The sequence below is a fragment of the Brevundimonas kwangchunensis genome (assembly GCF_039523815.1).
Classification (GTDB): domain Bacteria; phylum Pseudomonadota; class Alphaproteobacteria; order Caulobacterales; family Caulobacteraceae; genus Brevundimonas; species Brevundimonas kwangchunensis.
Genome location: NZ_BAAAGA010000001.1, coordinates 385,622 through 411,241 on the forward strand (window position 1 = coordinate 385,622; position 25,620 = coordinate 411,241).

Sequence of the window (25,620 nt, forward strand, 5' to 3'; positions counted from 1 at the left end):
GGCCAATCGCGGAACCAGCGGGGCCGGCGGCATTGCCAGCGTGCTGCCTTCCAGCGATGTTCGGACTCAGGCTCGAAGGGGACAAGACATGATCGAACTGGTGATCGACGCGCGGCGCAAGGACCTCGGCGGGTTCGAGGTCGGGCGGGTGCTGCCGTTCCATTCGCGCCGCATGGTCGGCCCCTTCATCTTCCTGGACCAGATGGGGCCGGCCGAGTTCGCGCCGGGCTCGGAGGCCATCAATGTGCGGCCGCACCCGCACATCGGCCTGTCGACCCTGACCTATCTGTTCGAGGGCGAGATCATGCACCGGGACAATACCGGCGCGACCCAGGCCATCCGCCCGGGCGAGGTCAACTGGATGGTCGCCGGCAAGGGCATCGTCCACTCCGAGCGCACCGACCCGCTGAAGAAGACCCAGGGCGGCCCCATGCACGGCATGCAGGCCTGGATCGCCTCGCCGACCGAGCTGGAAGAGGTCGATCCGTCCTTCCATCACCACGGCGAGGACGGTCAGCCGGCCTATGAGAACGCCGGCCTGTTCGCCCGTCTGGTGGCCGGCGAGGCCTATGGCGCGAAAGCCGCCGCGCCGATCCAGTCGCCGCTGTTCTATGTGCACTGGGAACTGGCCGAGGGCGTGCGCACGGCGCCGCCTCCGGGCAAGGGCGCCGGCGGCTATTCCGAGCGGGCCCTGTACGTCGCCAAGGGCGAGATCGAGGTCGGCGACCGCACCTTCCACGAAGGCCAGATGATCGTGCTGGAGCCGAACGCCGATCCGACCGTGAAGGCCATCCGCCCTTCGTCCGTCATGGTGCTGGGCGGCGAGCCGGTCGGCCCGCGCGTGATCTGGTGGAATTTCGTCTCCTCGTCGCAGGAGCGGATCGATCAGGCCAAGGCCGACTGGAAGGCCGGCCGCATGTCGCTGCCGCACGAGGACGATCTGGAGTTCATCCCCCTGCCCGACGTCCCCGCGACGCCCGAGCCGGCCCCGGTGAAGCCGGAGCCGACGCACCCGGTCTAACGCCCTTCTCCCGCAAGGGACAGAAGGATCAGCGGCTGTTGGTGACCACCCAGTCCACCAGCGCCTGCAGAGCGGCGGGGTCGAAGGTTTCCTCGATCGTCGGATACTCGGCGGGCAGGCCGGTGGTCGCCGTCTGCATCAGGTGGTTGAGCTCCGGGAAGGTCTCGATCCGGGCGTCAGGGCGGATGGCGGCGAGGGCGGTGGCGCTCTGCTGCGCATCGACCTGCACGTCCTTGCCGCCATACAGCGCCAGCAGCGGGCCGCGATACGCGGTCAGCGACGGCGCCGGATCGTGGGCGACGAACCAGCGCATCCACGGGCGACGGGCTGTCTGCTCGGCATTCTGGATCGCTGCTGGCGGCAGGCCTGCGGCGGCGGTCCGGACCGCCTCGGCGGCGGCATCCGCGTCTCCGGCGTTCGCGGCGATCGCTTCCATCAGGCGGCGCTGGATCGCCGTATTGCTCTCGACAATCGTCGCCGGCAGGCCCGAAGCCTGCTGGATGCGCTGCGATTGAGATGTCAGGACCTCAGCGCCGGAAACGGCCGGTCCGGCGATCAGGACCATGAAGGCCACCGGCTGTCCGGCCTGCGCGACCAGCGGCGCGATCGTGCCGCCCTCGCTGTGCCCGATCAGGCCGACACGATTTGCATCGATGCCCTGATGCGCAGCCAGCCAGGCGAAGGCCGCGCCGGCGTCCACGGCGAAGTCAGCAGTCGTCGCGCCTATCGGATCGCCGGTCGAGCCGCCGACGCCTCGGTCATCGACGCGCAACACCGCCACGCCGCGCCGGGTCAGGGCATCGGCGATGACGGCGAAGGGCTTGTGGTCGAACAGGGTCTCGTCGCGATCCTGTTGCCCCGATCCGGTGATCAGCAAGGCGGCCGGGAAAGGTCCGTCGCCCTGTGGCAGGGTCAGGGTCCCGGCCAGTTCGACCCCGGCGGTGGGGGTCGGAATGCGAGCCTCTTCCTCGCGATAGGGATAGGGCGGCGCCGGCGTCTGGGGCCGTGCGGGTCTGGCGACAGTCGCCGTTTCGGTGGTGCGGGTCAGGATCAGCGGCAGGGAGCCGCCTTGGGTCAACGCGCCGGTGATCGTGCGGCCGTCCTCGGACAGTCGGCCTTCGAAGCGGGCGCTCGCCGTAGGGACTGCGAAGCGGACGGTTCCGTCGCGCAGGTCCAGCCCCTCGACGGACAGGCCGTTCGCGCCCTGATCGGGGCTGTCGATGGCGGCGCGCGGCGCATCGCCGGACGTATCGACCCTCAGCACCATTCGCAGTGATTGCCCGCCGACGCTGACATTGCCTTCCCACGACCCGCCCAGCGAGGCGGTCTGCTGCTGCGGGGCGGCCGCCAGTACGGAGACTGCGGCGACGAGGGCTGTGGCGATCATGGCGTTTCTCCTGAAGTTTCCACCCTAGGGTGCAGAACTGTAACCGTCGAGGACTTGAACGGCGGCCGATCAACCCGATCTGTCCGCCATGACCGCTTTCTCCGTGCTCGACCTGTCGCCCATCGTGGAGGGCGGCGACGCCCGCCGCGCCCTGCTTGAAACCACCGAATTGGCCCGCGCGGCCGAGCGGCTGGGCTTCACCCGCTTCTGGCTGGCAGAACATCACAACATGCCCGGCATCGCCAGCGCGGCGACCGCCGTGGCCCTGGCCCATGTGGCGGCGTCTACCGAGACCATCCGCGTCGGCTCGGGCGGGATCATGCTGCCCAACCATGCGCCGATGGTGGTGGCCGAGCAGTTCGGCACGCTGGAGGCGCTGCATCCCGGCCGGATCGATCTGGGCCTGGGCCGCGCGCCGGGCACCGACGGCGAGACCGCTCGCGCCCTGCGCCGCTATTTCGAGGCGGCCGACCAGTTCCCGCGCGACGTGATGGAACTGCAGAACTTCCTCGGCGATCCGGTCGAGGGGCAGCGGGTGACGGCCTGGCCGGGCGCGGGCTCGAAGGTGCCGATCTGGCTGCTGGGCTCCAGCCTGTTCAGCGCCGAACTGGCCGCCCATCTGGGCCTCCCCTTCGCCTTCGCCAGCCATTTCGCGCCCGAGCTTCTGCTGCCGGCCCTGCGCACCTATCGCGAGGGCTTCCGGCCGTCGAAGCAACTGGCCGCGCCCTATGCGATGGCCGCGATCAACGTCTTCGGCGCCGATACGGACGAGAAGGCGAAGCATGTCTCCACCGCCATGCAGCAGGCGTTCGCGGCGGTGGTGACCGGCAAGCCGGGCCGGCTGAAGCCGCCGGTGGACGACATCAACACCGTGCTGGACGCCCGCCAGATCGCGGCCGTCGAGAGCCGTCTGACCTATGCCGCCATCGGCGGCGCGGCGACGGTGCGGACGAAGCTTCAGGAGTTCATCGCCCTGACCGGGGTCGACGAGGTCATGGTGACGGGGATGATCTTCGACATCGAGGATCGGGTGAAGAGCCTCGAGGTGACAGCGGAGGCAGTGGCCGGGTTGTAGGCTGTCTGTTTCATCACAAAGGACACCAAGGAGGCACGAAGAGCACCAAGGCGCTCCGCGCGCGGCATGCCGCGTGCAAACAGATCAGGGATTGATCGACGCCTGCGGCGTCATCTTGGCGCTGCTCTCTTCGTGTCCTTCGTGCCTCCTTGGTGTCCTTGGTGAAGAACCCCGACGCCCCCTCAGAGCCCCCGCAGGAACTCCAGCAGCAGCCGGTTCACCTCGTTCGGCCGCTCCTGCTGGATCCAGTGGCCCGCGCCCTCGACCACCGTCTGAAGCCGCAGGTCGTCGATCCAGTCCTTCAGCCCCGCCTCCTGCGGTCCCGAATAGTGCCGCACCGGATCGCGGTCGCCGACGACCAAGGCGGCCGGGACGCGGATGCGGGCGTCCTGCAGCCACGGCGTCAGCGCCCAGTTGCGATCCACGTTCCGGTACCAGTCGAACGGGGCACGGAAGCCGCCGGCGGTGAAGGCGTCGACGTACTCGCGGAAATGGGCCTCGCTCATCCATGGCGGCAGGGGCGCGTCGTCCGGCAGGGTGGACAGGAAGGTCTCGCCCTCGGGGATGAAGCCGGTGGACTGACGCTCGGGCGGGGTCGCGCCGTCATAGGCCCAGAAGCCCTTGCGCAGACCGGTTTCGACATCGGCGTCGAAGATGGCGTGGGCGTCATCGGCCTGGAACTGATTGATGTAGAGCTCGCCCAGCCCGCCGCGCTTCGCCAGCACGGCCATGGCGGCGGTGGGCGGCCCCTTGGGACGTCGCGGCTGGAACGGCACCGACAGGGCGAAGACGGCGCGGAACAGGTCCGGTCGCATCAGGGCGCAATGCCAGGCCACCGGCGCACCCCAGTCGTGACCGACGACGACACAGGTCTCGTGCCCGAGCGCCCTGACCAGATCGACCATGTCGCCGGCCAGATCGAGGATGGAATAGGCGTCCCGCGCCTGTGGCCTGTCCGTGCCGCCATAGCCGCGCATGTCGGGGGCGACCGCATGGAAACCGGCCTCGCCCAGCGCCTCGACCTGCGCCCGCCAGCTGACGCCCAGCTCGGGGAAGCCATGGATGAACAGCACCAGAGACCCCGAGCCATGCTCAAGGATCTGCTGGCTGAGGCCGTCGGTCTGGATCAGGCGGGTCTGCATCCCGCCAGCGGATCACCTGCGCGCCGGGCGCGCAAGCCGACTTAGAGCGTCGCGCCCGTCGTGCGCATGATCTCGGCGCGCAGTTCGGGCATGCCGACGCCCTTCTCGGCCGAGGTGACGATCACCGCCGGGAAGGCGGCGGGGCGTTTGGCGATGGCCTTCAGCGTCGCCGCCTGGACCTTCTCGGCCTCGCCCTTCTTCAGCTTGTCGGCCTTGGTCAGCACGATCTGGTAGCTGACGGCCGCGAGGTCGAGCGCGTCCAGAGCCTCGTCATCGACCTTCTTCAGGCCATGCCGGCTGTCGATCAGCAGATAGACGCGCTTCAGCGTGACCCGGCCGCGCAGATAGTCCCGTCCCAGATCCTGGAACTTCTTGACCGTCGTCCTGGACGCCTTGGCCCAGCCGTAGCCGGGCAGGTCGACCAGCCGCATCTTGCCGTCGAGATCGAAGAAGTTGACCTCGCGCGTCCGGCCCGGCTCGTTCGAGGCGCGGGCCAGCTTGTGCATGCCGACCAGCCCGTTGATCAGGCTGGACTTGCCGACGTTGGACCGGCCGGCGAAGGCGATCTCGGGCAGGTCAGGCTCGGGCAGCTGCTCGATCTTCGCGCAGCCCAGGACGAAGGTCGCGGGCCGCGCGAAGAGGACGCGGCCCTCTTCCAGTTCCTCGGGGGTGAACTCGTCCAACTACGCCTTCGCCTTCTGGAACCGGGCGAGGAAGGTGTCGATCGGGTTCTCGGCCTTGAAGCGGTGCATGATGATGTACTGCTGGAAGATGGTCAGCACGTTCGACCACGCCCAGTAGATCAGCAGGCCGGCCGGGAAGGTCGCCATGATGAAGGTGAAGACGATCGGCATCAGCTGGAAAATGCGACGCTGCATCGGATCCGGCGCCTGTGGGCTCATGGCCATCTGCAGCCACATGGTCAGGCCGTAGACGATCGCCAGGATGCTCAGCGAGAAGGTGCCGGTGAGGTGGGCGCCGAGGAAGGGCACCGTCGACGGATCCCACGGGATCAGGCCCCACAGGTTCCAGATGGTCGTCGGGTCCTTGGCCGAGAGGTCGCGGATCCAGCCGAAGAACGGCTGGTGACGCATCTCGATGGTCACGAACAGCATCTTGTAGACGGCGTAGAAGACCGGGATCTGGAGCAGCAGCGGAAGGCAGCCGGCCAGCGGGTTGATCTTCTCCTTCTGGTACAGCGCCATCAGCTCCTGCTGCTGCTTGGGCGCGTCGTCCGGATGCTTCTTCTTGATCTCCTCCATTTTCGGCTGGAGGTTCCGCATCTTCGACATGCTCTCGTAGCTCTTGTTGGCGAGCGGGAACATGACGAGGCGGACGGTCAGGGTCAGGGCGAGGATGGCCAGACCGAAGTTGCCCAGCACGCCGTAGAAGAACTCGACCAGGATGAAGATCGGGCGGGTCAGGAAGAACAGGAAGCCCCAGTCGATCGCATAGACGAAGCGCGGCAGGTCGAGGCTCTGCTCGTAGCCCGCGAGGATCTCGTTGCGCTTGGCGCCGGCGAACAGGCGGGTGGTCTCGGTGATCTGGCGACCCGGCTGGATCGTGTGCGCGGCGCCCAGCATGGAGACCGAGTGCATGTCGTAGGTCTGGGCTTCCGTCACGCGGAAGGAGGCCTCGATGCGCTCGTTCTGGGCCGGGATGATCGCCGCCAGCCAGTATTTGTCGGTGATGCCCATCCAGCCGCCGGTGGAGGAGAAGTTCTGCTCCGGCTTCTTGGCCCAGGCTTTGTATTTCAGCTGCTCGGTCGTGTACTTGCCGTCCGCGCCGAAGGTGCCGATGCCGCCCTCGTGCAGGATCTGGTTGCGGCCCAGATCGTCCGGCACGCCCTGGCGCTCGACGCGGGCGCCCGGCGCGATGGTGATCGCCTGGGTCGAGAAGTTGGCGACCGTATCGGTGATGGTGAAGACGTACTGGTCGTCGATCGAGATCAGGCGCGTGAAGCGCAGGCCCGCGCCGTTGTCCCAGGTCAGGGTGACCGGGGTGGTCGGGGTCAAGGTCGTGCCCTGGGTCAGACGCCAGGGCGTGTTGGCGCCCGGGACGCCGCCCGGAACGTTCGGACCGCTCCAGCCGAACTGGGCGAAGAAGGCGTGACGCATGCCCTGCGGGCGGAACAGCTCCACCGCCGGCGAGTCCTTGTCGATGGTCTCGCGGTAGCGGGTCAGGAACAGGTCGTCGATGCGCGCGCCCGTCAGCGCCAGCGAACCGGTCAGGGTCGGCGTCTGGATCGCGACGCGTGGGCCGGCGCCGAGGGCGGCGGTGCGGTCGGTCGTGAAGACGGCGGCGCTGGGCGACGGCGAGGTGATCGGCGCATCGGCCGTCTGTTCGGCGGCGGCCTGCTGGGCCTCCCGGCGCTTCTCGGCCTGGGGCTGCATCACGAAGACGCTGTAGGTGACCAGCATGATCGCCGCGATCACGAGGAAGAGGGTCGTGTTACGGCTGTTGTCGTGAGGGGGCATGGAGATCAGGAATCCTGGCCGGCTGTCGCGGGCGTCGAGGGCGCGGTCTTGGGCGCCGGCCGCGGGGTCGCGAGCCTTGTAAGCGCCGATTTCACATCGTCAAGCAAACGGTCCCAGTCACGGTCCGCCGTGCCCATGCGGGCGATGAACACATAGTCGCTCCCGGCGACGCCCAGATGCGGCGCAAGCGCACGGGCGGCCTCGCGCAGACGGCGTTTGGCGCGGTTGCGAATGACGGCCCCGCCGACCTTGCGGGTGGCGGTGAAGCCGAGGCGCACGGTGGCCGCGCCGTCCTGCCGATCCAGTCGCTGGACAACCACGGCGCCGCGGGCCTCTGAAACGCCTTTCGCGGCCGCCAGAAACTGGGGCCGCGATGTCAGGCGTTCGATTTTGAACGGGTCGCTCACGCAGAGCGCCGACGACTTAGGCCGTCAGGCGCTTGCGGCCCTTGGCGCGGCGGCGCTGAACGATCTTCTGACCGTTCTTCGTGGCCATCCGCGAACGGAAGCCGTGACGGCGCTTGCGCACGAGTCGCGACGGCTGATAGGTCCGCTTCACGGTCGGCTCCTTGATAAATACTGGTGGACGACGGAACACGTCCGCCGCAGGAAGGGCGGGCGTATAAGGGGGTCAGCGCGTTGAGTCAACGCCGCCAGCGCCCGATGAACGCCTTGTATGGAGAGAGAATGGACCGCGTGAAGCGCTTTCTGCCCCTGATCGTGCTGGCGGCCGTCATCGCCGTCATCTTCGGCATGGGCTGGAACCGCTATCTGTCGCTGGACACCATCCGCGACCACGGGGCCGAATTCCGGGCGTTCACCGCCGATAACTATGTCGTCAGCCTCCTGATCCTGATGGCCGTCTTCGCCATCCTGACCGCCAGCGTGGTGCCCGGCGTCTTCTTCGTGACGATCACCGCCGGCTATCTGTTCGGTCCGTGGGTCGGCGGCGTGGCCACCTCGATCGCGGCCACCCTCGGAGCCCTGATCGTCTATGGCGTGGCGCGGACGGCGCTGGGAGCCTCCCTGCGCGAGAAGGCCGAGCGGGACGCCGGTCTGATGCAGAAGGTCTGCGCCGCCATCGACAAGGATACGTTCTGGTACGTCCTGGCCTCGCGGCTGGCCGTGGTCGTGCCCTTCCACATGATCAACATCGCGGCGGGCGTGATGGCCGTGCGGCTGACGCCCTACACGGTCGCCACGGTGATCGGCCTGCTGCCGGCCCACATCATCTACTGCTGGATCGGGGCGCGGCTGAACACCCTGCTGGCCAACGACCCCAACCCGGACTTCCAGGCCCTGTTCGGCCAGTTCTGGGCGCCCATGCTCGGGGTCTTCGTGCTGGCCGTCGTCCTGCCCTTCGCGCTGAAGGGACTGCAGGCCCTGCTGGGCGGGAGGGCGAAGCCAGCATGAGCCAGGCCCGCGCCCTGCTGAGCTCGATCCGCAAGGCCCTGCGCGTGCCCGGCGACTGGCGCGAGTGGGTGAAGATCCATGCGCCCGACGCCCTGGCCGGCCGCCTGCTGCTGCTGACCTTCGTCTTCGCCGCGGCCGTCGAGGTGATGATCGTGGCCCCCAGCGCCGCGAGCTTCCACGAGCGCTGGCTTCTGGACCGGCTGCAGTCCGCAGAACTGGCCTCGGTTGGAGTCGAGGCCCTGCCCTATTCGGCCGTCGAGGACGATACGGCCGAGCAGCTTCTGGCCATCGGCGGCGTGCAGGCGGTGGTCGTCGGCGATCAGGGCGTGCGCCGTCTGCTGTTGCAGGCCCCGAACCTGCCCCGCACCCCGGACCTGATCGACCTGCGTCAGCGTCGTCCGCTCGCCCGCGTCCTCGACCCGTGGAAGACCCTGTTCGGTCACCCCGACCGCTCCATCCGTGTGCAGGCCCGGCCGCGCTATCGCTCGGGCGACTTCATCGAGATTCTGGCGCCCGCCCAGCCGCTGAAGGCCGAGCTGAAGACCTTCCTGCTGAACAGCCTGATCACCTCCCTGTTCGTGTCGCTGGTCGCCGGCGGGCTGCTCTACGCCGGTCTGGCCTTCCTGGTGCTGCAGCCCCTGCGCCGCGTGACCCGCTCGATCGAGAATTTCGCCGAGGATCCGGAGCGCGAGGGCGATCCTCCCAGCGGCCGGCATGACGAAATCGGCCGGGTCGAGCGCGAACTGGCCCGGATGCAGGACGAGGTGCGGCAGTCGCTGCGCTCGCGCGCCCGTCTGGTGGCGCTGGGCGAGGCGGTGGCCAAGATCAATCACGACCTGCGCAACATGCTGACCTCGGCCCAGATCGCGTCCGAGCGTCTGGCCGATTCGCCCGATCCGACCGTGGCCAAGGCCCTGCCCCGGCTGGAGCGCGCGCTGGGCCGCGCCGCCGCCCTGTCCCGCAATGTGCTGGAGTACGGCCGCAGCGAGGAGCCGGCGCCCCAGAAGATGCGGCTCCAACTGGCCGCGGCGGTGGTGACGGCGGCCGAGGACGCCGGCCTGTCGCCCGACGGGGTGAAACTGGTGAAGAGCATCCCCGCGCGCTTCAGCGTGCTGGCCGACCCCGACCAGTTGCACCGCGTGCTGGTCAATCTGATGCGCAACGCCCGGCAGGCGATCGAGGCCGACGCCACGCGCGGCGATCGCAAGGGGCATGTCCGGGTCAGCGCAGCGCATGAGGGCGGAGACTGTGTGATCCATGTCGAGGACGACGGCCCCGGCATACCGCCGCGCATTTCCGAGCGCCTGTTCGAGGCCTTCGTCAGCGGCAAGGCTTCGGGCGGCACCGGACTGGGCCTGACCATCTCGCGCGAACTGGCCGAGAACGGCGGCGGCTCGCTGAGCCTGATCGATACCGGGCCGACCGGCACGTTGTTCGAACTGCGGATTCCCAACTGAGACCAAATCGCCCGAACGGCGTTTGGACTCGCGAAACGGCCTGAAACGGTCCAGCTTGGGGCCGACGCCGTCCGCCCTGTGGAGCCTGCCATGACCCGTCTTCCCCTCGCCTGCGCCGCCGCGGTGCTGACGCTGGCCGCCGTGCCGGCTCTGGCCCAGCAGGCCAAGACCGTCGCCCCGGTCGCCGTTCCGCAGCAGGCGGAGCCCTCCGTCGGGTCAGAGGAATGGTTGCGCCAGCGCGGCGAGACCTACAGCGCCGCGCCGGACTCGGCCCAGAACCCCGCGGAGATCGAGGCGACCTCCAAGCTGAACGCCGGCAATGCCGCCCAGGCCGAAGCCGCCGAACGGGCCGACGCCGAAGCCCGGGCCGCCTTCGAAGCCGAGAACCAGCGCTGGCGCGAGGAACAGGCCCGCTCCAGCACTGCCCGCGCCCAGTGGGAGGCGGACGTCGCCGCCGCTGACTCCGCCCGCACCCGCTGGGAACGGGAGCGTGCGCAATGGGAGGCCGACGTCGCCGCCTGCCGCGCCAGCAACCGCGTCTGCATCGTCCCCGAGCCGCCGGCCGCGCCGAAGTAGACGTAACCAATTACCCTTCGGAAAGAGGGGTTTTTTAAAATCTCCCTGCGATTGTCCGCTTCGGTACGCCGGAGTTGAAAGCGGAAATGGGTCAGGTCTGGCGGCTATATCGCCCGGAGCGACGCGCGGAGACGCGGACGGACTTCGCTGTCCTGCTGATCGGCTATTTCGCGGTCATGCTGGCCGGCGTCTTCGCCGCGCGCACGCCCGGCGACCACACCGTATTCTGGGCGGCCAACGGCGTGCTCGTCGCCGGCCTGCTCGTGCTGCGCCCCAAATGGCGGCTCGTCTTCATGGCCGTCTGTTTCGCCGCCAACCTGGGCATGAACGCCTGGCAGGGCCTCTCTGTCGCGCTGAACCTGACCTACGTCATTCCCAACATCGCGGCGGCCGTACTGGTCGCCTTCGGCGCGCGCCGGTTCTGCGGCGCGGCGCTGGACCTGTCGCGACCCAAGCGGCTGGCGCAGTTCACCGTCGTGGCGGCGATCAGCATGGCCGCGGTGGTGCTGCTGGGCGGCTGGACGCTGAACACCTTCTTCCATCCGTGGAACGCCATCGTCGACGGCCCGATCTGGTTCATCGGCGACTTCCTCGGCCTGATGCTGAGCGCGCCGGCGATGCTGATGCTGATGCAGCGACGCCGTCTGCAGGCCGCCGCCGGCTTCGCCGAGCGCAGCGCGATCCTGGCGCTGATCATCGGAGCGACGGCGCTGGGATGCCTCAGGGCCGACCTGCCGCTTCTGTACCTCGTCTATCCGGTCCTTCTGCTGGCGGCCTTCCGGCTGGGCGCCGCGTGGATCTATCTGGCCGCCTACCTGTCCGCCTCGGTGGCGACCTTCATGACCGTCCACGGCTACGGCCCGCTCGCGGCGATCGATCCGGTCATCCGTGACATGGATTTGCGGCCGATCCAGCTGTTCGCCGCCAGCCTGCTGCTGGCCGCCGTGCCCGCCGCCAGCGCCCTGGCCGAGCGCGAGCGCAACGCTCGCCGGCTGGCCCGCCGCGAGGCCGCCGCCCGCGCCGCCCATCGCCGGGCCGAAGCCGCTATCGCCTCCAAGGCCAGCTTCCTGGCCATGATGAGCCACGAGATCCGCACGCCCCTGAACGCCGTCATCGGCTTCAGCCAGATCCTGAACGAGCAGGACGACCTGACCGAGGAGACCCGCCGCAAGGTCGGGTTGATCGGCCGTTCCAGCCGGGTGCTGAAGGACCTCGTCAATGACCTGCTGGACTTCTCCAAGATGGACGCGGGCAAGTTCGATCTCAGCCCCGTGCCGGATCGCCTGCAGGTGACGCTGGAGGACGCGATCGCCATCGTTCGCGACGGCGCCGAGGACAAGGGACTGGTCGTGCGGCTGGACAGCGACGCCGCGCCTGGTGCCGGCCACATCTTCGACGGCGCCCGCCTGCGTCAGGTGCTCCTGAACCTGCTCAGCAACGCGATCAAGTTCACCGCCCGGGGCGAGGTGGTGCTGTCGTGCGAGGTGACGCCCGGCGAGACCACCGACGTCGTCGAGATCGCCGTGCGCGACACCGGCATGGGCATTCCCGAGGACAAGCTGCCGCTGCTGTTCCAGGCCTTCACCCAGGTCGACGCCTCGATCGGCCGTCAGCATGGCGGGACCGGTCTGGGCCTCGCCATCTCGCAATCGCTGGTCCAGCTGATGGGCGGGAAGATCACCGTCGAGAGCAGCCCGGCCGGCTCGACCTTCCGCTTCACCCTGCAGCTGGAGCACACCGAGATCGTCGAGGATGCCCCGGCCCACGAGGCCGGGCGCGGCGCCTACCGCGTGCTGGTGGTCGACGACCATCCGGTCAATCGCGAGATCGCCTGCCTGATGCTGCGGACCGCCGGCCACGAACCAGAGTCGGTCGAGGATGGGCCGTCCGCCATCGAGGCTGTGCAGACCGGCGACTACGACATCGTCCTGCTGGATATCCGGATGCCGGGCATGGACGGCTTCCAGGTCGCCCGCGCCATCCGCGCCCTGCCCGATCGCCGGGCGATGACGCCGATCCTCGCGGTCAGCGCCGACACGGTCGCGGACCAGATGGCGAACTATGTCGCCGCCGGGATGAACGGACACGTCTCCAAGCCCATCAACCAGATGAGCCTGCTGGATGCGATCGACGCCACGCTGAACGTCCGGCCGGAGCCCGACTTCGAGGCCGACGAGGCGCTCAGGGCCTGATCAGGCCTCCGAGCTCTCTTCCTGACGCTTCTTCATCAGGGCGTCGAACGAGCCCCAGACACCGTCGGCGCCATGCCAGGAGCCCTTGGTCGCGGCCTTGGAGTATTCGGTCGCGCGGGCCTCGAAGAAGTTGGCGTGCTCGACGCCCGACAGCAGCGACTGCAGCCACGGCAGCGGGTTTTCGGTGATGCCGTACAGCTCCGGCAGTTGCAGCTGGCGCAGGCGCCAGTCGGCGATGAAGCGGATGTACTGCTTGATGTCATCCGGAACCATGCCGTTCACCGGACCCATCTCGAAGGCCAGATCGATGAACTTGTCTTCCATGTTCACGACGGTGCGGCAGCATTCGACGATGTCGTCCGCCACGCTCTTGGTGACCACTCCCGTTTCCTTGTTGAAGGCGTGGTACAGCTTGATGATGCCCTCGCAGTGCAGGCTCTCGTCCCGCACCGACCAGGACACGATCTGCCCCATGCCCTTCATCTTGTTCTGGCGCGGGAAGTTCATCAGCATCGCGAACGAGGCGAACAGCTGAAGCCCCTCGGCGAAGCCGCCGAACATGGCCAGGGTCCGGGCGATGTCGGCGTCCGTCTCGACCCCGAACTGGCCCATGTAGTCGTGCTTGTCCCTCATGGCCTCGTATTCCATGAAGGCGCCGAACTCGGCTTCGGGCATGCCGATGGTCTCAAGCAGCAGGGCGTAGGCCGCGATGTGGATGGTCTCCATGTTGGCGAAGCTCGCCAGCATCATCTTGACCTCGGTCGGTTTGAACACCCGACCGTAGCGTTCCATGTAGTTGTCCTGAACCTCGATGTCCGCCTGGGTGAAGAAGCGGAAGATCTGGGTCAGAAGGTTGCGCTCGCCGTCGTTCAGGTTGGCGGCCCAGTCCTTGACGTCCTCGCCGAGCGGCACCTCCTCCGGCATCCAGTGGACCTGCTGCTGCTTCTTCCACATGTCGAAGGCCCACGGGTACCGGAACGGCTTGTAGGCGGCCGACGGGGTCAGCAGACCGGGCAGGATGAGGCCATTGGGCGAGACGTGCGCGTTCATCGGGAGTCCTGAAAACTCGTTCGGCGAATCCGTTTGGAGTGGTTTTCACCATGCGGGCGAGCGGGCCTCGCGACAAGGCGAATTGCGGCTATTTAGCGATCACATTTTTCAGACACGCTACATCTTGTAGCTGAGCCATACCCGTCGGGGGACGGTTCTGGGGACAGTCCCAAGCGCGGCTTATGCCCAAGGCTCAAGGACTTGCGTGCGGAGCCATCTTCCCCGGCGCATCGTTCAGGCCCGGAAGGAGAGGTTTATGACCTACACCGTCTATGGCGCATCCGGCTCGGGCTCGATGCCCGTCGAGGCCGCCCTGACCCTGATCGGCGCCCCCTACACCTTGGTCGAGGCCGTCACCTGGGAAGGCGATCACGAGCGGGACAAGGTCGCGCCGGTCAATCCGATGCGGCAGATCCCCGCCCTGATCACGCCCGGAGGCGAGACGATCACCGAGAGCGCCGCCATCCTGATCTGGCTGGCCGAGCAGCATCCCGAGGCGGCGCTGGCGCCCGAGGCCTGCGACCCACGCCGGGCGCAGTTCCTGCGCTGGATGACCTTCGTGCCCGCCTCCATCTATTCGATGTTCTGGGTCCGCGACGTGCCCTCTCGGCTGGTCGGCGACGACGCGGACGCCCAGGCGCAGATCGAGGCGCGGACGCTGGAACGTATCGCCGACTGCTGGGGCATGATGGAGCGGCAGATCGAGCCGGGCCGCTATCTGCTGGGCGACGACCTGACCGTGCTGGACCTGTACGTCGCCACGGTCAGCCGCTGGCGGCCGGGCCGCGCCCGCTTCGCCGAGGTCGCGCCGCGGATGCATCGGGTGGCGCAGAGGGTCGACGCCCTGCCGGAGCTGCAGGCCTTCTGGGCCGAGCGCTTCCCGCTCGAGGATCAGGCCGCGGCGGCGACCTGAGCCGGCGGCAGCTCGCCCGACACCGCGCGGGATACCGCATCGTACAGACCCGCCTGGCTGATCGGCTTGGCCATGTGGGCGTTCATCCCGGCGGCGAGGCAGCTGGCCACGTCCTCGGGCATCGCGTCGGCAGTCATGGCCACGATGGCTTGCGCTCCGGCGTCCCCCGGCATGGCGCGAATGCGTCGCGTGGCCTCCAGCCCGTCCATGCGCGGCATGCGCACGTCCATCAGCACCAGATCGAAGGCGGCGGTCCGGGCGGCCTCGACCGCGTCCTCGCCGTCGCACACCTCGACCACCTCGCAGCCGAGCGCCTCAAGCATGATGCGGGCGACCTCGCGGTTCACCGGGTGATCGTCGACCACCAGTACGCGCGGCGCACGGGCATCGTCCTGCACAGCGTTGGCCGCAGCGGGTTCCGGCTCGGGCGTCAGTTCGGCGTCGAGCAGCCGGGGCAGCGGCAGATGCAGGGTGAAGGTCGAGCCCTCGTCCAGCTGGCTCTCGACCTCGATGTGACCGCCCAGACGGCGGGCATGGCGGGCGGCGAGCGCCAGGCCGAGACCCGCGCCCGAATGATTGCGGCGAATGGAGGCGTCACCCTGCGAGAATGCCTCGAACAGGCCGGGCAGCACGCTGGCGGGAATGCCGCAGCCGGTATCGATCACCCGGATCGCGACGCCATCAGCCGCGCGATCCAGACGGACCACGACGCGGCCCTTTTCGGTGAACTTCACCGCATTGGCGATCAGCGGATGCAGGGCCTGACGCAGGGCGCGGCGGTCTGCGGCGAAGCGGGCGGCTTCGGGCAGTCGGGAGTCAATGACCAGTTCCACGCCGTGCGCCTCGGCCGCCATGCGGCTGGGCGTCGCCGCCTCGCGCGCGACGGCGGCGAGGTTCAGCGCCTCGGGCATGACGGCGTCGTCGCCGCGGGCGAAGTCCAGAATGTCCTCGACCAGCATCAGCAGGCCGTCGCTCGACTCGCGGATCTTGCGTGCCTGACGCACGGCGTCGGCGTCCAGCCCCTCGCGGGCTGCCAGCAGGTCGGCGAAGCCCGCGACGCCATTCAGCGGCGTGCGCATCTCGTGGCTCATCATGGCCAGGAAGCGGGCGCGGGCGGCCGAGGCGTCCTCGGCCCGGCGGCGGGCGTCCTGGGCGGCGAGCGTGCGGGCGCGCAGGCGCGCCTCCAGCCGCCGACGCTCGCTCATCACCGTGCACAGCGGCAGCACGGTCACCACCGTAGTCAGCAGGAACAGGTTGTAGAAGCCGAGGCGGCGCAGCAACGGCGGCACGGCCTCCAGGGCGGCCAGATCGTTGACCCGCGTCAACTGGATCGGGCCATGGCCGGTGAGCGTGGCCACGCCGCTGACGGTGGCGAGAATGATCAGCGAGGTCGCGGTCAGTGTCGGCGACAGGCGCAGGGCGATCGCCAGCATCACCGGAAAGACCAGGAACAGCAGCGGGCTGGTCTCCTGCCAGAAGACCACGGCGGTGACCGCTGTCATCAAGGTCATCAGGGCCGTCTTCTCGACAGGTCCGGCGCGGGTCAGTCCCTTGAAGCGGTGGCTGCGGGCGAACAGCAGCAGGATCGGCGTGACCAGCAGCAGGCCGACAAGCTCCACCACGAAGAAGCTCTGCATCTTGAACAGCAGGACCGGCAGGGTCGTCGGCCGGATCAGCGTCGCGATCGAGAAGCCGATAGCGGCCACCACCGCGACTGCGACGGCCGAGATCACGGTAAAGCGGAACAGGCGCTGCGGACGGCGCATGTCCAGCGCGGCCCCGCAGAAGCGCCGGGCCAGCAGGGCGACGAGCACCGCCTCACCGAGGTTCATCAGCGCATTGACCCAGAGGAAGACGCCCGGATCGCCCCGGATGATGTTCCAGAACAGGTTGAGGGTGAAGCAGGCGGTGATCACCATCACCGCGGGCCGGCGATGTAGCTGCAGCAGCGCCGCCGCCATGATCCCGTTGGATAGCCAGACGGTGACGGCTCCGAAGTTGCTGACGCTCCAGAAACCGATCAGCTGTGACAGGGCGAAGAGGAGCACATAGGCCCAGGGCGGCGGACCGGCCACGCGCCCCGCTTCATGCCTGAACAGACCCCAACGTCCCTTCAACCGGATATCCCCCCGGCGCTCCAACCCGAAAGTCCGTCATACGCTTGATCCGTAAACAAATAGGGCGCGTCCTGAAATGAAAGGGACACCCGCAGCGAGAATGTCGCCAGACGGAACTCCGCCGCGACCGGAGCCGTTTTCCGACCCGCGTCGCCTCCATCCGCGTCGCGGAGGAAGCCCATGTCAGACACAGTCCCGGAACCCACCTTCCATCCCCCGCCCGACGCGGCCGCCTTCTACGAGGAGAGCCTGCGTCTGCTGAAGGAGAGCGGCATCCCGTTCCTTCTGTCTGGCACCTATGCGGTAACGGCCTACACAGGCATCACCAGGCCGACAAAGGATCTGGACGTCTTCTGCAAGCCCGGCGACTACCCCCGGATTCTCGCCTTCTTCCAGGCGCGCGGATACCGCACCGACGTCGAGGACGAGCGCTGGATCGCCAAGGTCTGGAAGGACGAGAAACATTTCTTCGATGTGATCTTCGCCATGTCGAACGGCACCATCACCGTGAACGACAGCTGGTTCGGCGAGGACACCATCGACGTCTACGGGCATACGGTGACGATCACGCCGCCGACGGCCCTGATCCTGTCCAAGGTCTTCATCCAGGATCGCTATCGTTACGACGGGGCTGACGTGAACCATGTCATCCTGAAGCAGTCGGACGCCATCGACTGGAAGAGCCTGCTGGACCAGATGGATCTCTACTGGGAGGTCCTGATGTCCCACCTGCTGAATTTCCGGTTCGCCTACCCGACCGAGCGGGACAAGGTGCCGGCCTGGGTGATGACCGAACTGACCGAACGGCTGCAGGCCCAGGTCAATCTGCCGGCGCCGCGCGTGAAGGTCTGCCGCGGCCGCCTGTTCAGCCCGCGCGACTACATCGCCGATATCACCGAATGGGGTTTCGGCGACGTGGTCGGCAAGGGTCTGGAGGAGCGTCATGATCCCATCCCCTGATACGTCCGCCGAAACGCCGCCAGCCTCGACCGGAGCGCCCGATCCCCAAACCCAGCAACCGGGTCTGGAGCCCGGCCCGTCGAAGAAGCTGCGCGTGGCGGCGGTCGGCGACCTGCATGTGGGTGAAAACCACGAGCGCCCGTACCGGGAACTGTTCGAGCGCGTAGCCGACGACGCCGACGTGCTTTGCCTGTGCGGTGACCTCGTCAATTTCGGCAAGACCCGCGAGGTAGAGATCCTCCTGGAGGACATCCGGGCCTGCAAGATCCCGATGGTCGGGGTGCTGGGCAATCACGAGCACGAGTGCGGGCAGCCAGAACACGTCACGGAGATGTTGTGCGACGCCGGAGTGCAGATGCTCACCGGCCAGGCCTACGAAATCGAGGGGGTCGGCTTCGCTGGCGGCAAGGGCTTCGTCGGCGGCTTCGGCCGTTACATGCTCAGTTCGTTCGGCGAGGCGACCATCAAGGCTTTCGTGCAGGAGGCCGTCGAGGACGCCAACCAGATCGAGAACTCGATCCGGATGCTGCGCACCGAACGTTCGGTGGTGCTGCTCCACTATTCGCCGATTGCGGACACCGTCATGGGCGAGCCGCCCGAGATTCACGCATTCCTCGGCTCATCCCGGCTGGGCGAGACGATCGACCGCTACGACAACGTCAGTCTTGTCGTGCACGGCCATGCCCATCGCGGCGCGCCGGAGGGCAAGACCCACAAGGGGGTGCCGGTCTATAATGTCGCCCTGCCCGTCCTGCGGACCCTTGGCGACCAGCCCTATCGCGTTTTCGAGGTCTGAAGTGCGGCGCGGGGCTTGAACCCGCGCCAGATGGCCCAGATCAGCAGGGCCGTCGCAATGCCCAGCGCGTCGGCCAGAAGGTCGCCCCATTCCGGATCGCGACCCACGAAGCCCTGAATGACCTCGACCGCCGCCCCCGAGGCGAGCACCAGCAGGGCCGCCCAGATGCGCGGCAGACGCCGGAACAACACGCCGACGCTCCAGAGGATCAGGCCGAAAGCGATGAAATGCGCCGCCTTGTCCCAGATCAGGCTGGCCTGCTCGACCCCGCCGAACGGCCCCAGCATCAGGGTGAACAGCACCAGCGGGATGATCACCGCCGCGACGCGCATGATGAATTTGAACAACACAGGCCGCCTTCGGGAAGAGATGGCCATGTAGCAGACCGATCATTGGCCGACCGCTGATGACGCCCGATTGTGACAATCAATCGGCGGGATCATCCAGAAGTCGTGCAGCGAGCCGCTCGGATAAAACAGGCCCGGCGCGAATGATACGACCGTTTTTGACGCACCATCGTGATCTGATGCTGGCCGCCCTCCACGGGCGCGGTCTTTGACACAGTGAAGCAGAGGAAATCCGGGGCGAAATCCGGAAGTGTCCGAAAGTGTCCCACGAATTTTCCGGACATCCGGACACTTCGGCGAGGTCAGTCGCCGGGTTCGTCCTGAAGACGGGCGTGGGCCGCAGACTGATGTCGCTCTACCGCATAGGCGACCAGCCACAGGGTCATGGCCCAAGCAGCGCCGACACTCCAGCCCGCCAGAACGTCCGATGCCCAATGGGCGCCGAGATAGATCCGGGTCAGGCCGACCAGCAGGGCGATCAACATGGCGCAGACCAGCACGAAGGCCTTGAAGCGCTTCTGGGCGAAGGCCCGGGTCAGCATGACCCCCAGCGTCAGATAGAAGACGGTCGACAGCAGGGTGTGTCCCGAGGGGAAGCTGGCGTTCAGCGTCTCGACCGCTTGATAGACCGCGGGTGGGCGAGCCCGCTCGAACACGACTTTCAGACCCTCGCTCAGCGCCACCCCGCCCAGCAGACCGACGACCAGCAGAACGGCCGACAGTCGCTTGCGCTGGATCAGCAGGAAGCTGAACGCGATCAGGGCGAACAGGGTCAGCACCGAGATGCCGCCCAGCGACGTCAGATCCGCCGCCGCCTCATGCATCCACCACGGGCCGCGCATCTCGCCCGGCGTCGGCTGCATCCAGTTCAGCACCATCTGGTCGAAGGCCTGGCCGTCGGCCTCGGTCATGTCGTCGGCGATTTCGACGAACGTCATCACGCCGAACGCAATGATCAGCAGCGCCGTCAGCGCGGCGATCTCGGATCGCGCCACGCGCAGGGCGCGGCGCCAGAAAACCAGGTGTTGTTCCCCCGTCATGGCCAAGCTAACGGTCCCATGAGCGGGACGTTCCAATCACGCGTTCGTGATCGAAAACTGATGGTCGCCGTCATGCCCGCGTTATGGCCTGTCCACAGGCTCATCCCCCGGTTCCAATGCGATTCGCCCAGAAAGTGATCGTCAAGCCCGTTGACGGTTGGTTAGCCATCTGCGCCCCATATGTTGGCTCGGGGAGCGCTTCACCCACTAGGTCTTGTGGTTGAGGGCGCGGGGTACCTTTCTAGATTTTTGTTCAGGGCGGCGATCAAATGGCTGGCGGCGAAGCGTTGAAGTCGGTTGAATTCGAAGCGGTTACGGGCGCTGATGCAGCCTCGCGACCCCACCTTTCCGTGGTGCCTTCCATCCAGATCGACCGATCCCGTGACGACCTTCTGACGGACTTCGGCAAGAAGACGCTGGAGGATCGCTATCTGCTGCCGGGTGAGAGCTACCAGGACATGTTCGCCCGGGTCTCGACGGCCTTCTCGGACAACGCCGAGCACGCCCAGCGCGTCTACGACTACATGTCGAAACTGTGGTTCATGCCGGCGACCCCGGTGCTGTCGAACGGCGGCGCAGATCGCGGCCTGCCGATCAGCTGCTTTCTGAACGCGGTCGGCGACAGCCTCGACGGCATCCAGAACGTCTGGAACGAGAACGTCGCGCTGGCGTCGAACGGCGGCGGCATCGGCACCTACTGGGGCGGCGTTCGCTCCATCGGCGAGAAGGTCAAGGGCGCGGGCCAGACCTCGGGCATTATCCCCTTCATCCGCGTGATGGACTCGCTGACGCTGGCGATCTCGCAGGGGTCGCTGCGTCGCGGCTCGGCCGCCGTCTATCTGGACATCCACCACCCCGAGATCGAGGAGTTCCTCGAGATCCGGAAGCCGTCGGGCGACTTCAACCGCAAGTCCCTGAACCTGCACCACGGCATCTCGATCACCGACGAGTTCATGGAGGCGGTCCGCGACGGCAAGCCGTTCGCCCTGAAGTCGCCGAAGAACGGCGAGGTCCTGAAGACCGTCGACGCCCGCACCCTGTGGCAGAAGATCCTCGAGATCCGCCTGCAGACCGGCGAGCCCTACCTGATCTTCTCGGACACGGTGAACCGGCAGATGCCGCAGCACCAGAAGGACCTGGGCCTGAAGGTCAAGCAGTCCAACCTGTGCGCCGAGATCATGCTGCACACCGGCCGCGACCACCTGGGCGTCGATCGCACCGCGGTCTGCTGCCTGTCGTCGGTCAACGCCGAGACCTTCCTTGAGTGGCGCGAGGAGCCCCAGTTCATCGAGGACGTGATGCGCTTCCTCGACAACGTGCTGGAAGACTTCATCCGTCGCGCCCCGCCGGCCATGGCCGCCGCCGTCTACTCGGCCAAGCGCGAGCGTTCGGTCGGCCTGGGCCTGATGGGCTTCCACTCCTTCCTGCAGGGTCAGGGCGTCGCCTTCGAAAGCGCCATGGCCAAGTCGTGGAACATGCGCCTGTTCAAGCACCTGCGCCGCGAGGCCGACAAGGCCAGCCGCGTGCTGGCCGAAGAGAAGGGTCCGTGCGAGGACGCCGCCGAACGTGGCGTGATGGAGCGCTTCAGCCACAAGATGGCGATCGCCCCGACCGCCTCGATCTCGATCATCTGCGGCGGCACCTCGGCCGGCATCGAGCCGATCCCGGCCAACATCTATACCCACAAGACCCTGTCGGGCTCGTTCGCGGTCAAGAACCCCTATCTCCAGCGCCTGCTGGGCGAGAAGGGCATCGACACCGAGGCCGTCTGGAACTCGATCCTCGAGCACGAAGGTTCGGTCCAGCACCTGAGCCAGCTGAACGACGACGAGAAGGGCATCTTCAAGACCGCCTTCGAGCTGGACCAGCGCTGGGTCGTCGAACTGTCGGCCGACCGCGCGCCGGAAATCTGCCAGGCCCAGTCGATCAACCTCTTCATCCCCGGTGACGTGGATAAGTGGGACCTGCACATGCTGCACTGGCGCGCGTGGGAGACCGGCGTGAAGTCGCTCTACTACCTGCGCTCCAAGTCTGTGCAGCGCGCGTCGTTCGCCGGCGCCGAGGACAAGGCGGAAGCCGAGGTCGATCCGAACCAGCCGGACCTCTTCTCGGCCGCCCGCACCGACTACGACGAGTGCCTCGCCTGCCAGTAAGGCAAGCCGCTCCCTGATCGACCCGAAGCCCGCCCGGCCCCGCCGCGGCGGGCTTCTTCGTTCCGCCAACGGAGCGAGAGTCGGAACCGCGCCATACACGGGGCGTTCGAGCGTCAGGAAGAAGTCGTTAAAATGTCTGTTGGCGAGACGCCCCCCTTCGTGCAGGGTCGTTTCCATTGGCGGACTTGAGGGGACCGTTGATGCGTAAGGTGGTGACTGCCGCCGGAATTCTGGCGATCGCCTGCACGGCCGTTCTGGCTGCCGGCGAAGCCGTGGCGAAGCAGGTTGCTCTCAACGACCCCTTCGTGGCGCAGGAGCGCCCGACGAACGTTTCCGACCTTCTCACCCGCCTGAACCGCGACGCCGACCTCGCCGAGATCGATGGCCGGGACTACGACGTGGCCGAAGGCTGGCGCGTCAGCCGTTCGGATGGCGCGCCTCTGGCGATCTCGAACCGGGATGTCTGGTTCCAGGGCGGCGAGTTCAGCGATCGCATGCGCCTGCGCACCGAAGGCCGCATCCGCCGGGCGGATGGCGCCCCCCTGCCGCCTGGACCGCTGGATCCGGCCGCCTTCGACGCCGAGCACTACAATCTCAGCTACGTCCGTGGCTGGACCGAAACCCTGGGCCAGACGGGATCCGGTCTGGACGTCACCCTGACTCCCCACGTCGGCGTGGGCGTCGGCAGCCGGGGCAGCTCGACCGAAGCCGGCGCGACCCTGCGCATCGGCCGGGATCTGGACCGGCTGGTTCCGGAAGGCTCCGACGCCTTCGGCGAACGGCCGCGCTGGTATCTATACGCCGCCGGCTCCGGCCGTGCCGTGGGCTACAACTTCGCCCGTAACCGCGACGGCGACTATGCGCGCTCGGGTGTCAGCCACGACTCGGGCAACTTCCTGGGCGACGCCTCAATCGGCATCGCCATGCGCCGCGGCGCCATGCAGAGCTCGATCGGCCTCGTCTATCGCGAGATAGAGACCGAAGGCCTCCGCGTCGGCCACGGCGTGGACACGGATGTCTCCGAAGGCCTGATCGCCTTCCAGCTGAGCATCAAGCCGGAATAGGCGGACGCGCTACTGCGTCCGCGCCACGCCCTCGCGACGATCGTCCGCGCCTCCATCCCAGCCCCACTGGCCGTCGGCGCCACGCCGCCATATCCCGCCATGCAGGCCGGAGTTCTCGCTGGCATTGGGGCGTAGCGCGATGCCCGCCGCAGCCAGCCCCTCGCGAAGCGCCGGCGTGAAGCGGTCCGTGTCCGCGCCGAATCCATCGCCCCGCGCGACCAGATTGGGCAGGGCGAACGCCTCCCCGACCGGCATTCCCCAATCCAGCACCGCGATCAGGGCCTTGGCGTTGTACGCGAGGATCGACGGCCCGCCCGGCGATCCCATGGCCCCGACCAGACGTCCATCCCGGTCGAAGATCAGCACCGGCGACATCGACGAACGCGGCCGCTTGCCGGCTGCGACGGCATTGGCCGCCGGTTCCCCGTCATCGCGGGTCGGGCTGAACGAGAAGTCCGTCAGCTGGTTGTTCAGGAAGAAGCCTGCCGCCATTCGGCCCGAGCCGAATACGCTCTCGACCGTGGTGGTCATGCTGACGGCGTTGCCCTGAGAGTCCACCACGACGAAGTGCGAGGTGCCGGCGGGCTCGTTCGTGGCGTCCGCGCCCCGGAAGGCCCCGCCGGGCGGCGAGCCCGGCTCGGCCGCCCCTGTCAGACCCGGCGCTAGTTCCGCGCGTGCGGCGACATAGGCCGGATCCAGCAAGCCCTGCACCGGAACGCCGACAAATCCGGGGTCCCCGACATAACGGTCGCGGTCCGCGTACATCAGGCGCTGCAGCTGGGCGAACGCCGTCCAGGCCGCGACGCTGTCGGGTCCGCCATCGATGTCCGGGGTGTGCTCTGCCATGGCCAGCAGCTGGAGGACCGCGACCCCGCTGGACGGCGGCGGGGGGACACAGACGACATAGACTCTGTACGGACGGCACAAGGCTCCGCGCTCGATGGGGCGATAGTCGGCGATGTCTCGAGCGGTCAGGGCGCCCGGTCGTGGCTGCCCGGCGACCGTCGCGGCGATCTCCCGGGCGATGCGTCCATTGTAGAAGACCTGCGCCCCGCCAGCCGCCAACTCGGCGACAGTTTCGGCGTAAGCCGGGTTCCGCAGCGTGTCCCCGGCGACGTAGCGGGTCCCATCCGCCTTGGTGAAGTAGTCGTTGGCCCACGGCGACCGCGCCTGCCCGCGGGACATGGCGATCATGCCGGCGAGGCGAGGACTGACCGTGAAGCCGTCTCGCGCCAGTCGCTCGGCGTCGCCGAAAAGGGCGCTCCATGGCAGCCGACCATGCTTCTCCTGCGCCATTCCAAGCATGGCGACCGCGCCCGGCGCTCCGGTCGAGCGACCGCTGAGCACCGCGTCCATGAAGGGCAGCTGACGGCCGTTCTCGTAGAACAGGTCGGGCGTCACGGCGGCCGGCGCGGTCTCGCGCCCGTCGTAACTGGTCACCTCGCCGGTCGAGGCGTCGAACACCATCATGAAGGCGCCGCCGCCCAGACCGGAGGATTGAGGCTCGACGAGACCCAGAACGGCCTGGATCGCAACGGCTGCATCCACGGCTGAACCGCCCTCGCGCAGAATCCGCATTCCCGCCTCGACAGCGAGGGGATTGGCCGCCGCAACGAATGGCCCGCGCGCCTGTGGCGCCGCCTCCGCGACCGGAGCCGTCGAGGTCGCAGGGACGGGCTCGCCGGTCGCGCATCCCGTCATCACCAGACCTGCAGCCGCGATCAGGGCGGCGAACGGGGCAAGGCGGCGGCGATACGATACGGGCATGAAGCTCTCCGGTAACCAACGCCCTATCTGGACCGTGAAGGGCCCACGGAAAAGGCGTCGAGCGCAGAAAGATCACCCCCGGGCAGGCCGGAATCCGATGCAGAACGCGGATTGATCGGAAAAGCTTTCGAACGGGGTTGCTCCCCCGCAAACCGTCCGCTAAAGACCCGCCCTCGCCGTTCGCGGCCATGCGCACCCGTAGCTCAGCTGGATAGAGCACCAGACTACGAATCTGGGGGTCAGGAGTTCGAATCTCTTCGGGTGCGCCACTCTCTCCGTTTAAATCACGCGATTTTTAGCTTTTTCCTCACGTGACGCGTGAGAACTGTCTTCACGCTGTCGTGATTTTGGTCCAGTATACAAGGGACCCCGGTGCGCTCCGCGAGTTGGGGTTTTGCCTAAACCCGGGAGTCTCTAATGAAAAAAGCTATCGCAGCTGTCGCCGCTGGCGTCATGCTGGTTGCTTCGCAGGCCGCCGTCGCTGCCTCGAACAACACTGCTGTCCGCGTGGGTGACCGCGTCGGCGCTACCTCGGCTGACTCGAGCGAGTTCGCCGCCATTCCGCTGCCCGTCCTGCTGATCGGCGCCGCCGTTCTGGTCGGTGCTGTTGTCGTCGCCACCGACGACGACTCGGAAAGCGACTAATACGCCTGCCGGATCCCGCTCGCTTCACG

At 67.6% G+C, this 25,620-nt stretch carries 23 protein-coding genes and 1 tRNA gene; 13 read left to right on the forward strand and 11 right to left on the reverse strand.

Annotation, left to right across the window (positions count from 1 at the left end; translation table 11 throughout):
- Positions 1–88 precede the first annotated feature (88 nt).
- A complete protein-coding gene (locus tag ABDZ95_RS01855; protein ID WP_343789491.1) occupies positions 89–1,021 on the forward strand; it encodes a pirin family protein in 933 nt (310 codons plus the stop codon).
- A 28-nt stretch (positions 1,022–1,049) separates the two neighbouring features.
- On the opposite strand, the gene ABDZ95_RS01860 is transcribed toward ABDZ95_RS01855, so the two are convergent.
- Complete coding sequence (locus ABDZ95_RS01860) at positions 1,050–2,408, reverse strand: alpha/beta hydrolase family protein (protein ID WP_343789494.1); 1,359 nt, start codon at positions 2,406–2,408, stop codon at positions 1,050–1,052.
- Between the two features lie 88 nt (positions 2,409–2,496).
- Here ABDZ95_RS01860 and ABDZ95_RS01865 point away from each other — a divergent pair, with 88 nt between their 5' ends.
- Positions 2,497–3,483: an LLM class flavin-dependent oxidoreductase gene (locus ABDZ95_RS01865; protein ID WP_343789497.1), complete on the forward strand. Its 987-nt coding sequence runs from the start codon at positions 2,497–2,499 to the stop codon at positions 3,481–3,483.
- Between the two features lie 182 nt (positions 3,484–3,665).
- On the opposite strand, the gene ABDZ95_RS01870 is transcribed toward ABDZ95_RS01865, so the two are convergent.
- From ABDZ95_RS01870 to rpmH, 5 genes are read right to left on the reverse strand one after another with little or no spacing between them, the layout of a single operon-like run.
- Positions 3,666–4,625: an alpha/beta fold hydrolase gene (locus ABDZ95_RS01870; RefSeq protein ID WP_343789499.1), complete on the reverse strand. Its 960-nt coding sequence runs from the start codon at positions 4,623–4,625 to the stop codon at positions 3,666–3,668.
- Positions 4,626–4,666: 41 nt separating this feature from the next.
- Positions 4,667–5,308 carry a ribosome biogenesis GTP-binding protein YihA/YsxC gene (gene yihA / locus ABDZ95_RS01875; RefSeq protein ID WP_343789502.1) on the reverse strand — a complete coding sequence of 214 codons (642 nt, stop codon included), beginning with the start codon at positions 5,306–5,308 and terminating at the stop codon, positions 4,667–4,669.
- Positions 5,309–7,102, reverse strand: a complete 1,794-nt coding sequence (gene yidC, locus ABDZ95_RS01880) for a membrane protein insertase YidC (protein WP_343789505.1) — start codon at positions 7,100–7,102, stop codon at positions 5,309–5,311.
- 5 nt (positions 7,103–7,107) lie between these two features.
- A complete protein-coding gene (gene rnpA, locus ABDZ95_RS01885; RefSeq protein WP_343789508.1) occupies positions 7,108–7,509 on the reverse strand; it encodes a ribonuclease P protein component in 402 nt (133 codons plus the stop codon).
- A gap of 16 nt (positions 7,510–7,525) precedes the next feature.
- Complete coding sequence (rpmH, locus tag ABDZ95_RS01890; protein WP_123288089.1) at positions 7,526–7,660, reverse strand: 50S ribosomal protein L34; 135 nt, start codon at positions 7,658–7,660, stop codon at positions 7,526–7,528.
- 128 nt (positions 7,661–7,788) lie between these two features.
- On the opposite strand from rpmH, the gene ABDZ95_RS01895 reads away from it, so the two are divergent.
- The 4 genes from ABDZ95_RS01895 (at position 7,789) to ABDZ95_RS01910 (ending at position 12,739) form a co-directional block, all read left to right on the forward strand.
- Positions 7,789–8,514, forward strand: coding sequence for a TVP38/TMEM64 family protein (locus tag ABDZ95_RS01895; protein WP_343789511.1), 726 nt, complete (start codon positions 7,789–7,791; stop codon positions 8,512–8,514).
- On the forward strand, positions 8,511–9,971 hold the full coding sequence (locus ABDZ95_RS01900) for a sensor histidine kinase (RefSeq protein ID WP_343789514.1): 1,461 nt from the start codon (positions 8,511–8,513) through the stop codon (positions 9,969–9,971). The genes ABDZ95_RS01895 and ABDZ95_RS01900 overlap by 4 nt, the downstream gene beginning before the upstream one ends.
- A 90-nt stretch (positions 9,972–10,061) precedes the next feature.
- Positions 10,062–10,547 (forward strand): hypothetical protein, encoded by a 486-nt coding sequence (locus tag ABDZ95_RS01905; protein ID WP_343789517.1) that lies wholly within the window; start codon positions 10,062–10,064, stop codon positions 10,545–10,547.
- Between the two features lie 86 nt (positions 10,548–10,633).
- On the forward strand, positions 10,634–12,739 hold the full coding sequence (locus ABDZ95_RS01910; protein ID WP_343789520.1) for an ATP-binding protein: 2,106 nt from the start codon (positions 10,634–10,636) through the stop codon (positions 12,737–12,739).
- On the opposite strand, the gene ABDZ95_RS01915 is transcribed toward ABDZ95_RS01910, so the two are convergent.
- Positions 12,740–13,789 carry a ribonucleotide-diphosphate reductase subunit beta gene (locus ABDZ95_RS01915; protein ID WP_343789523.1) on the reverse strand — a complete coding sequence of 350 codons (1,050 nt, stop codon included), beginning with the start codon at positions 13,787–13,789 and terminating at the stop codon, positions 12,740–12,742.
- A 256-nt stretch (positions 13,790–14,045) separates the two neighbouring features.
- Here ABDZ95_RS01915 and ABDZ95_RS01920 point away from each other — a divergent pair, with 256 nt between their 5' ends.
- Positions 14,046–14,702 (forward strand): glutathione S-transferase family protein, encoded by a 657-nt coding sequence (locus tag ABDZ95_RS01920; protein WP_343789526.1) that lies wholly within the window; start codon positions 14,046–14,048, stop codon positions 14,700–14,702.
- On the opposite strand, the gene ABDZ95_RS01925 is transcribed toward ABDZ95_RS01920, so the two are convergent.
- Positions 14,681–16,777 (reverse strand): hybrid sensor histidine kinase/response regulator, encoded by a 2,097-nt coding sequence (locus tag ABDZ95_RS01925; RefSeq protein ID WP_343789529.1) that lies wholly within the window; start codon positions 16,775–16,777, stop codon positions 14,681–14,683. The genes ABDZ95_RS01920 and ABDZ95_RS01925 overlap by 22 nt on opposite strands.
- Before the next feature lie 222 nt (positions 16,778–16,999).
- Between ABDZ95_RS01925 and ABDZ95_RS01930 the strand changes: the two genes are divergently transcribed.
- Complete coding sequence (locus ABDZ95_RS01930) at positions 17,000–17,779, forward strand: nucleotidyltransferase family protein (protein WP_343789532.1); 780 nt, start codon at positions 17,000–17,002, stop codon at positions 17,777–17,779.
- Complete coding sequence (locus ABDZ95_RS01935; RefSeq protein WP_343789535.1) at positions 17,763–18,575, forward strand: metallophosphoesterase family protein; 813 nt, start codon at positions 17,763–17,765, stop codon at positions 18,573–18,575. The genes ABDZ95_RS01930 and ABDZ95_RS01935 overlap by 17 nt, the downstream gene beginning before the upstream one ends.
- On the opposite strand, the gene ABDZ95_RS01940 is transcribed toward ABDZ95_RS01935, so the two are convergent.
- Together ABDZ95_RS01940 and ABDZ95_RS01945 are read right to left on the reverse strand one after the other, a co-directional pair.
- A complete protein-coding gene (locus ABDZ95_RS01940) occupies positions 18,554–18,922 on the reverse strand; it encodes a VanZ family protein (RefSeq protein ID WP_343789538.1) in 369 nt (122 codons plus the stop codon). The two genes, ABDZ95_RS01935 and ABDZ95_RS01940, sit on opposite strands and share 22 nt — an antisense overlap.
- A gap of 302 nt (positions 18,923–19,224) precedes the next feature.
- Entirely contained in the window at positions 19,225–19,962 is a 738-nt protein-coding gene (locus tag ABDZ95_RS01945; protein ID WP_343789541.1) for a phosphatase PAP2 family protein, read from the reverse strand.
- 269 nt (positions 19,963–20,231) lie between these two features.
- Here ABDZ95_RS01945 and ABDZ95_RS01950 point away from each other — a divergent pair, with 269 nt between their 5' ends.
- Both ABDZ95_RS01950 and ABDZ95_RS01955 read left to right on the forward strand, forming a co-directional pair.
- A complete protein-coding gene (locus tag ABDZ95_RS01950; protein ID WP_343789547.1) occupies positions 20,232–22,115 on the forward strand; it encodes a ribonucleoside-diphosphate reductase subunit alpha in 1,884 nt (627 codons plus the stop codon).
- Between the two features lie 200 nt (positions 22,116–22,315).
- A complete protein-coding gene (locus ABDZ95_RS01955; protein ID WP_343789550.1) occupies positions 22,316–23,179 on the forward strand; it encodes a lipid A-modifier LpxR family protein in 864 nt (287 codons plus the stop codon).
- 9 nt (positions 23,180–23,188) lie between these two features.
- Here the strand turns inward: ABDZ95_RS01955 and ABDZ95_RS01960 are convergent, their stop codons facing one another.
- The gene (locus ABDZ95_RS01960; RefSeq protein ID WP_343789553.1) at positions 23,189–24,946 is read right to left on the reverse strand and encodes a gamma-glutamyltransferase family protein; all 1,758 of its coding nucleotides are present in this window, start codon (positions 24,944–24,946) and stop codon (positions 23,189–23,191) included.
- 192 nt (positions 24,947–25,138) lie between these two features.
- Between ABDZ95_RS01960 and ABDZ95_RS01965 the strand changes: the two genes are divergently transcribed.
- Together ABDZ95_RS01965 and ABDZ95_RS01970 are read left to right on the forward strand one after the other, a co-directional pair.
- Positions 25,139–25,215, forward strand: a tRNA-Arg gene (locus ABDZ95_RS01965).
- Between the two features lie 148 nt (positions 25,216–25,363).
- Positions 25,364–25,591: a hypothetical protein gene (locus ABDZ95_RS01970; protein ID WP_343789556.1), complete on the forward strand. Its 228-nt coding sequence runs from the start codon at positions 25,364–25,366 to the stop codon at positions 25,589–25,591.
- The last annotated feature ends 29 nt before the right edge of the window (positions 25,592–25,620 follow it).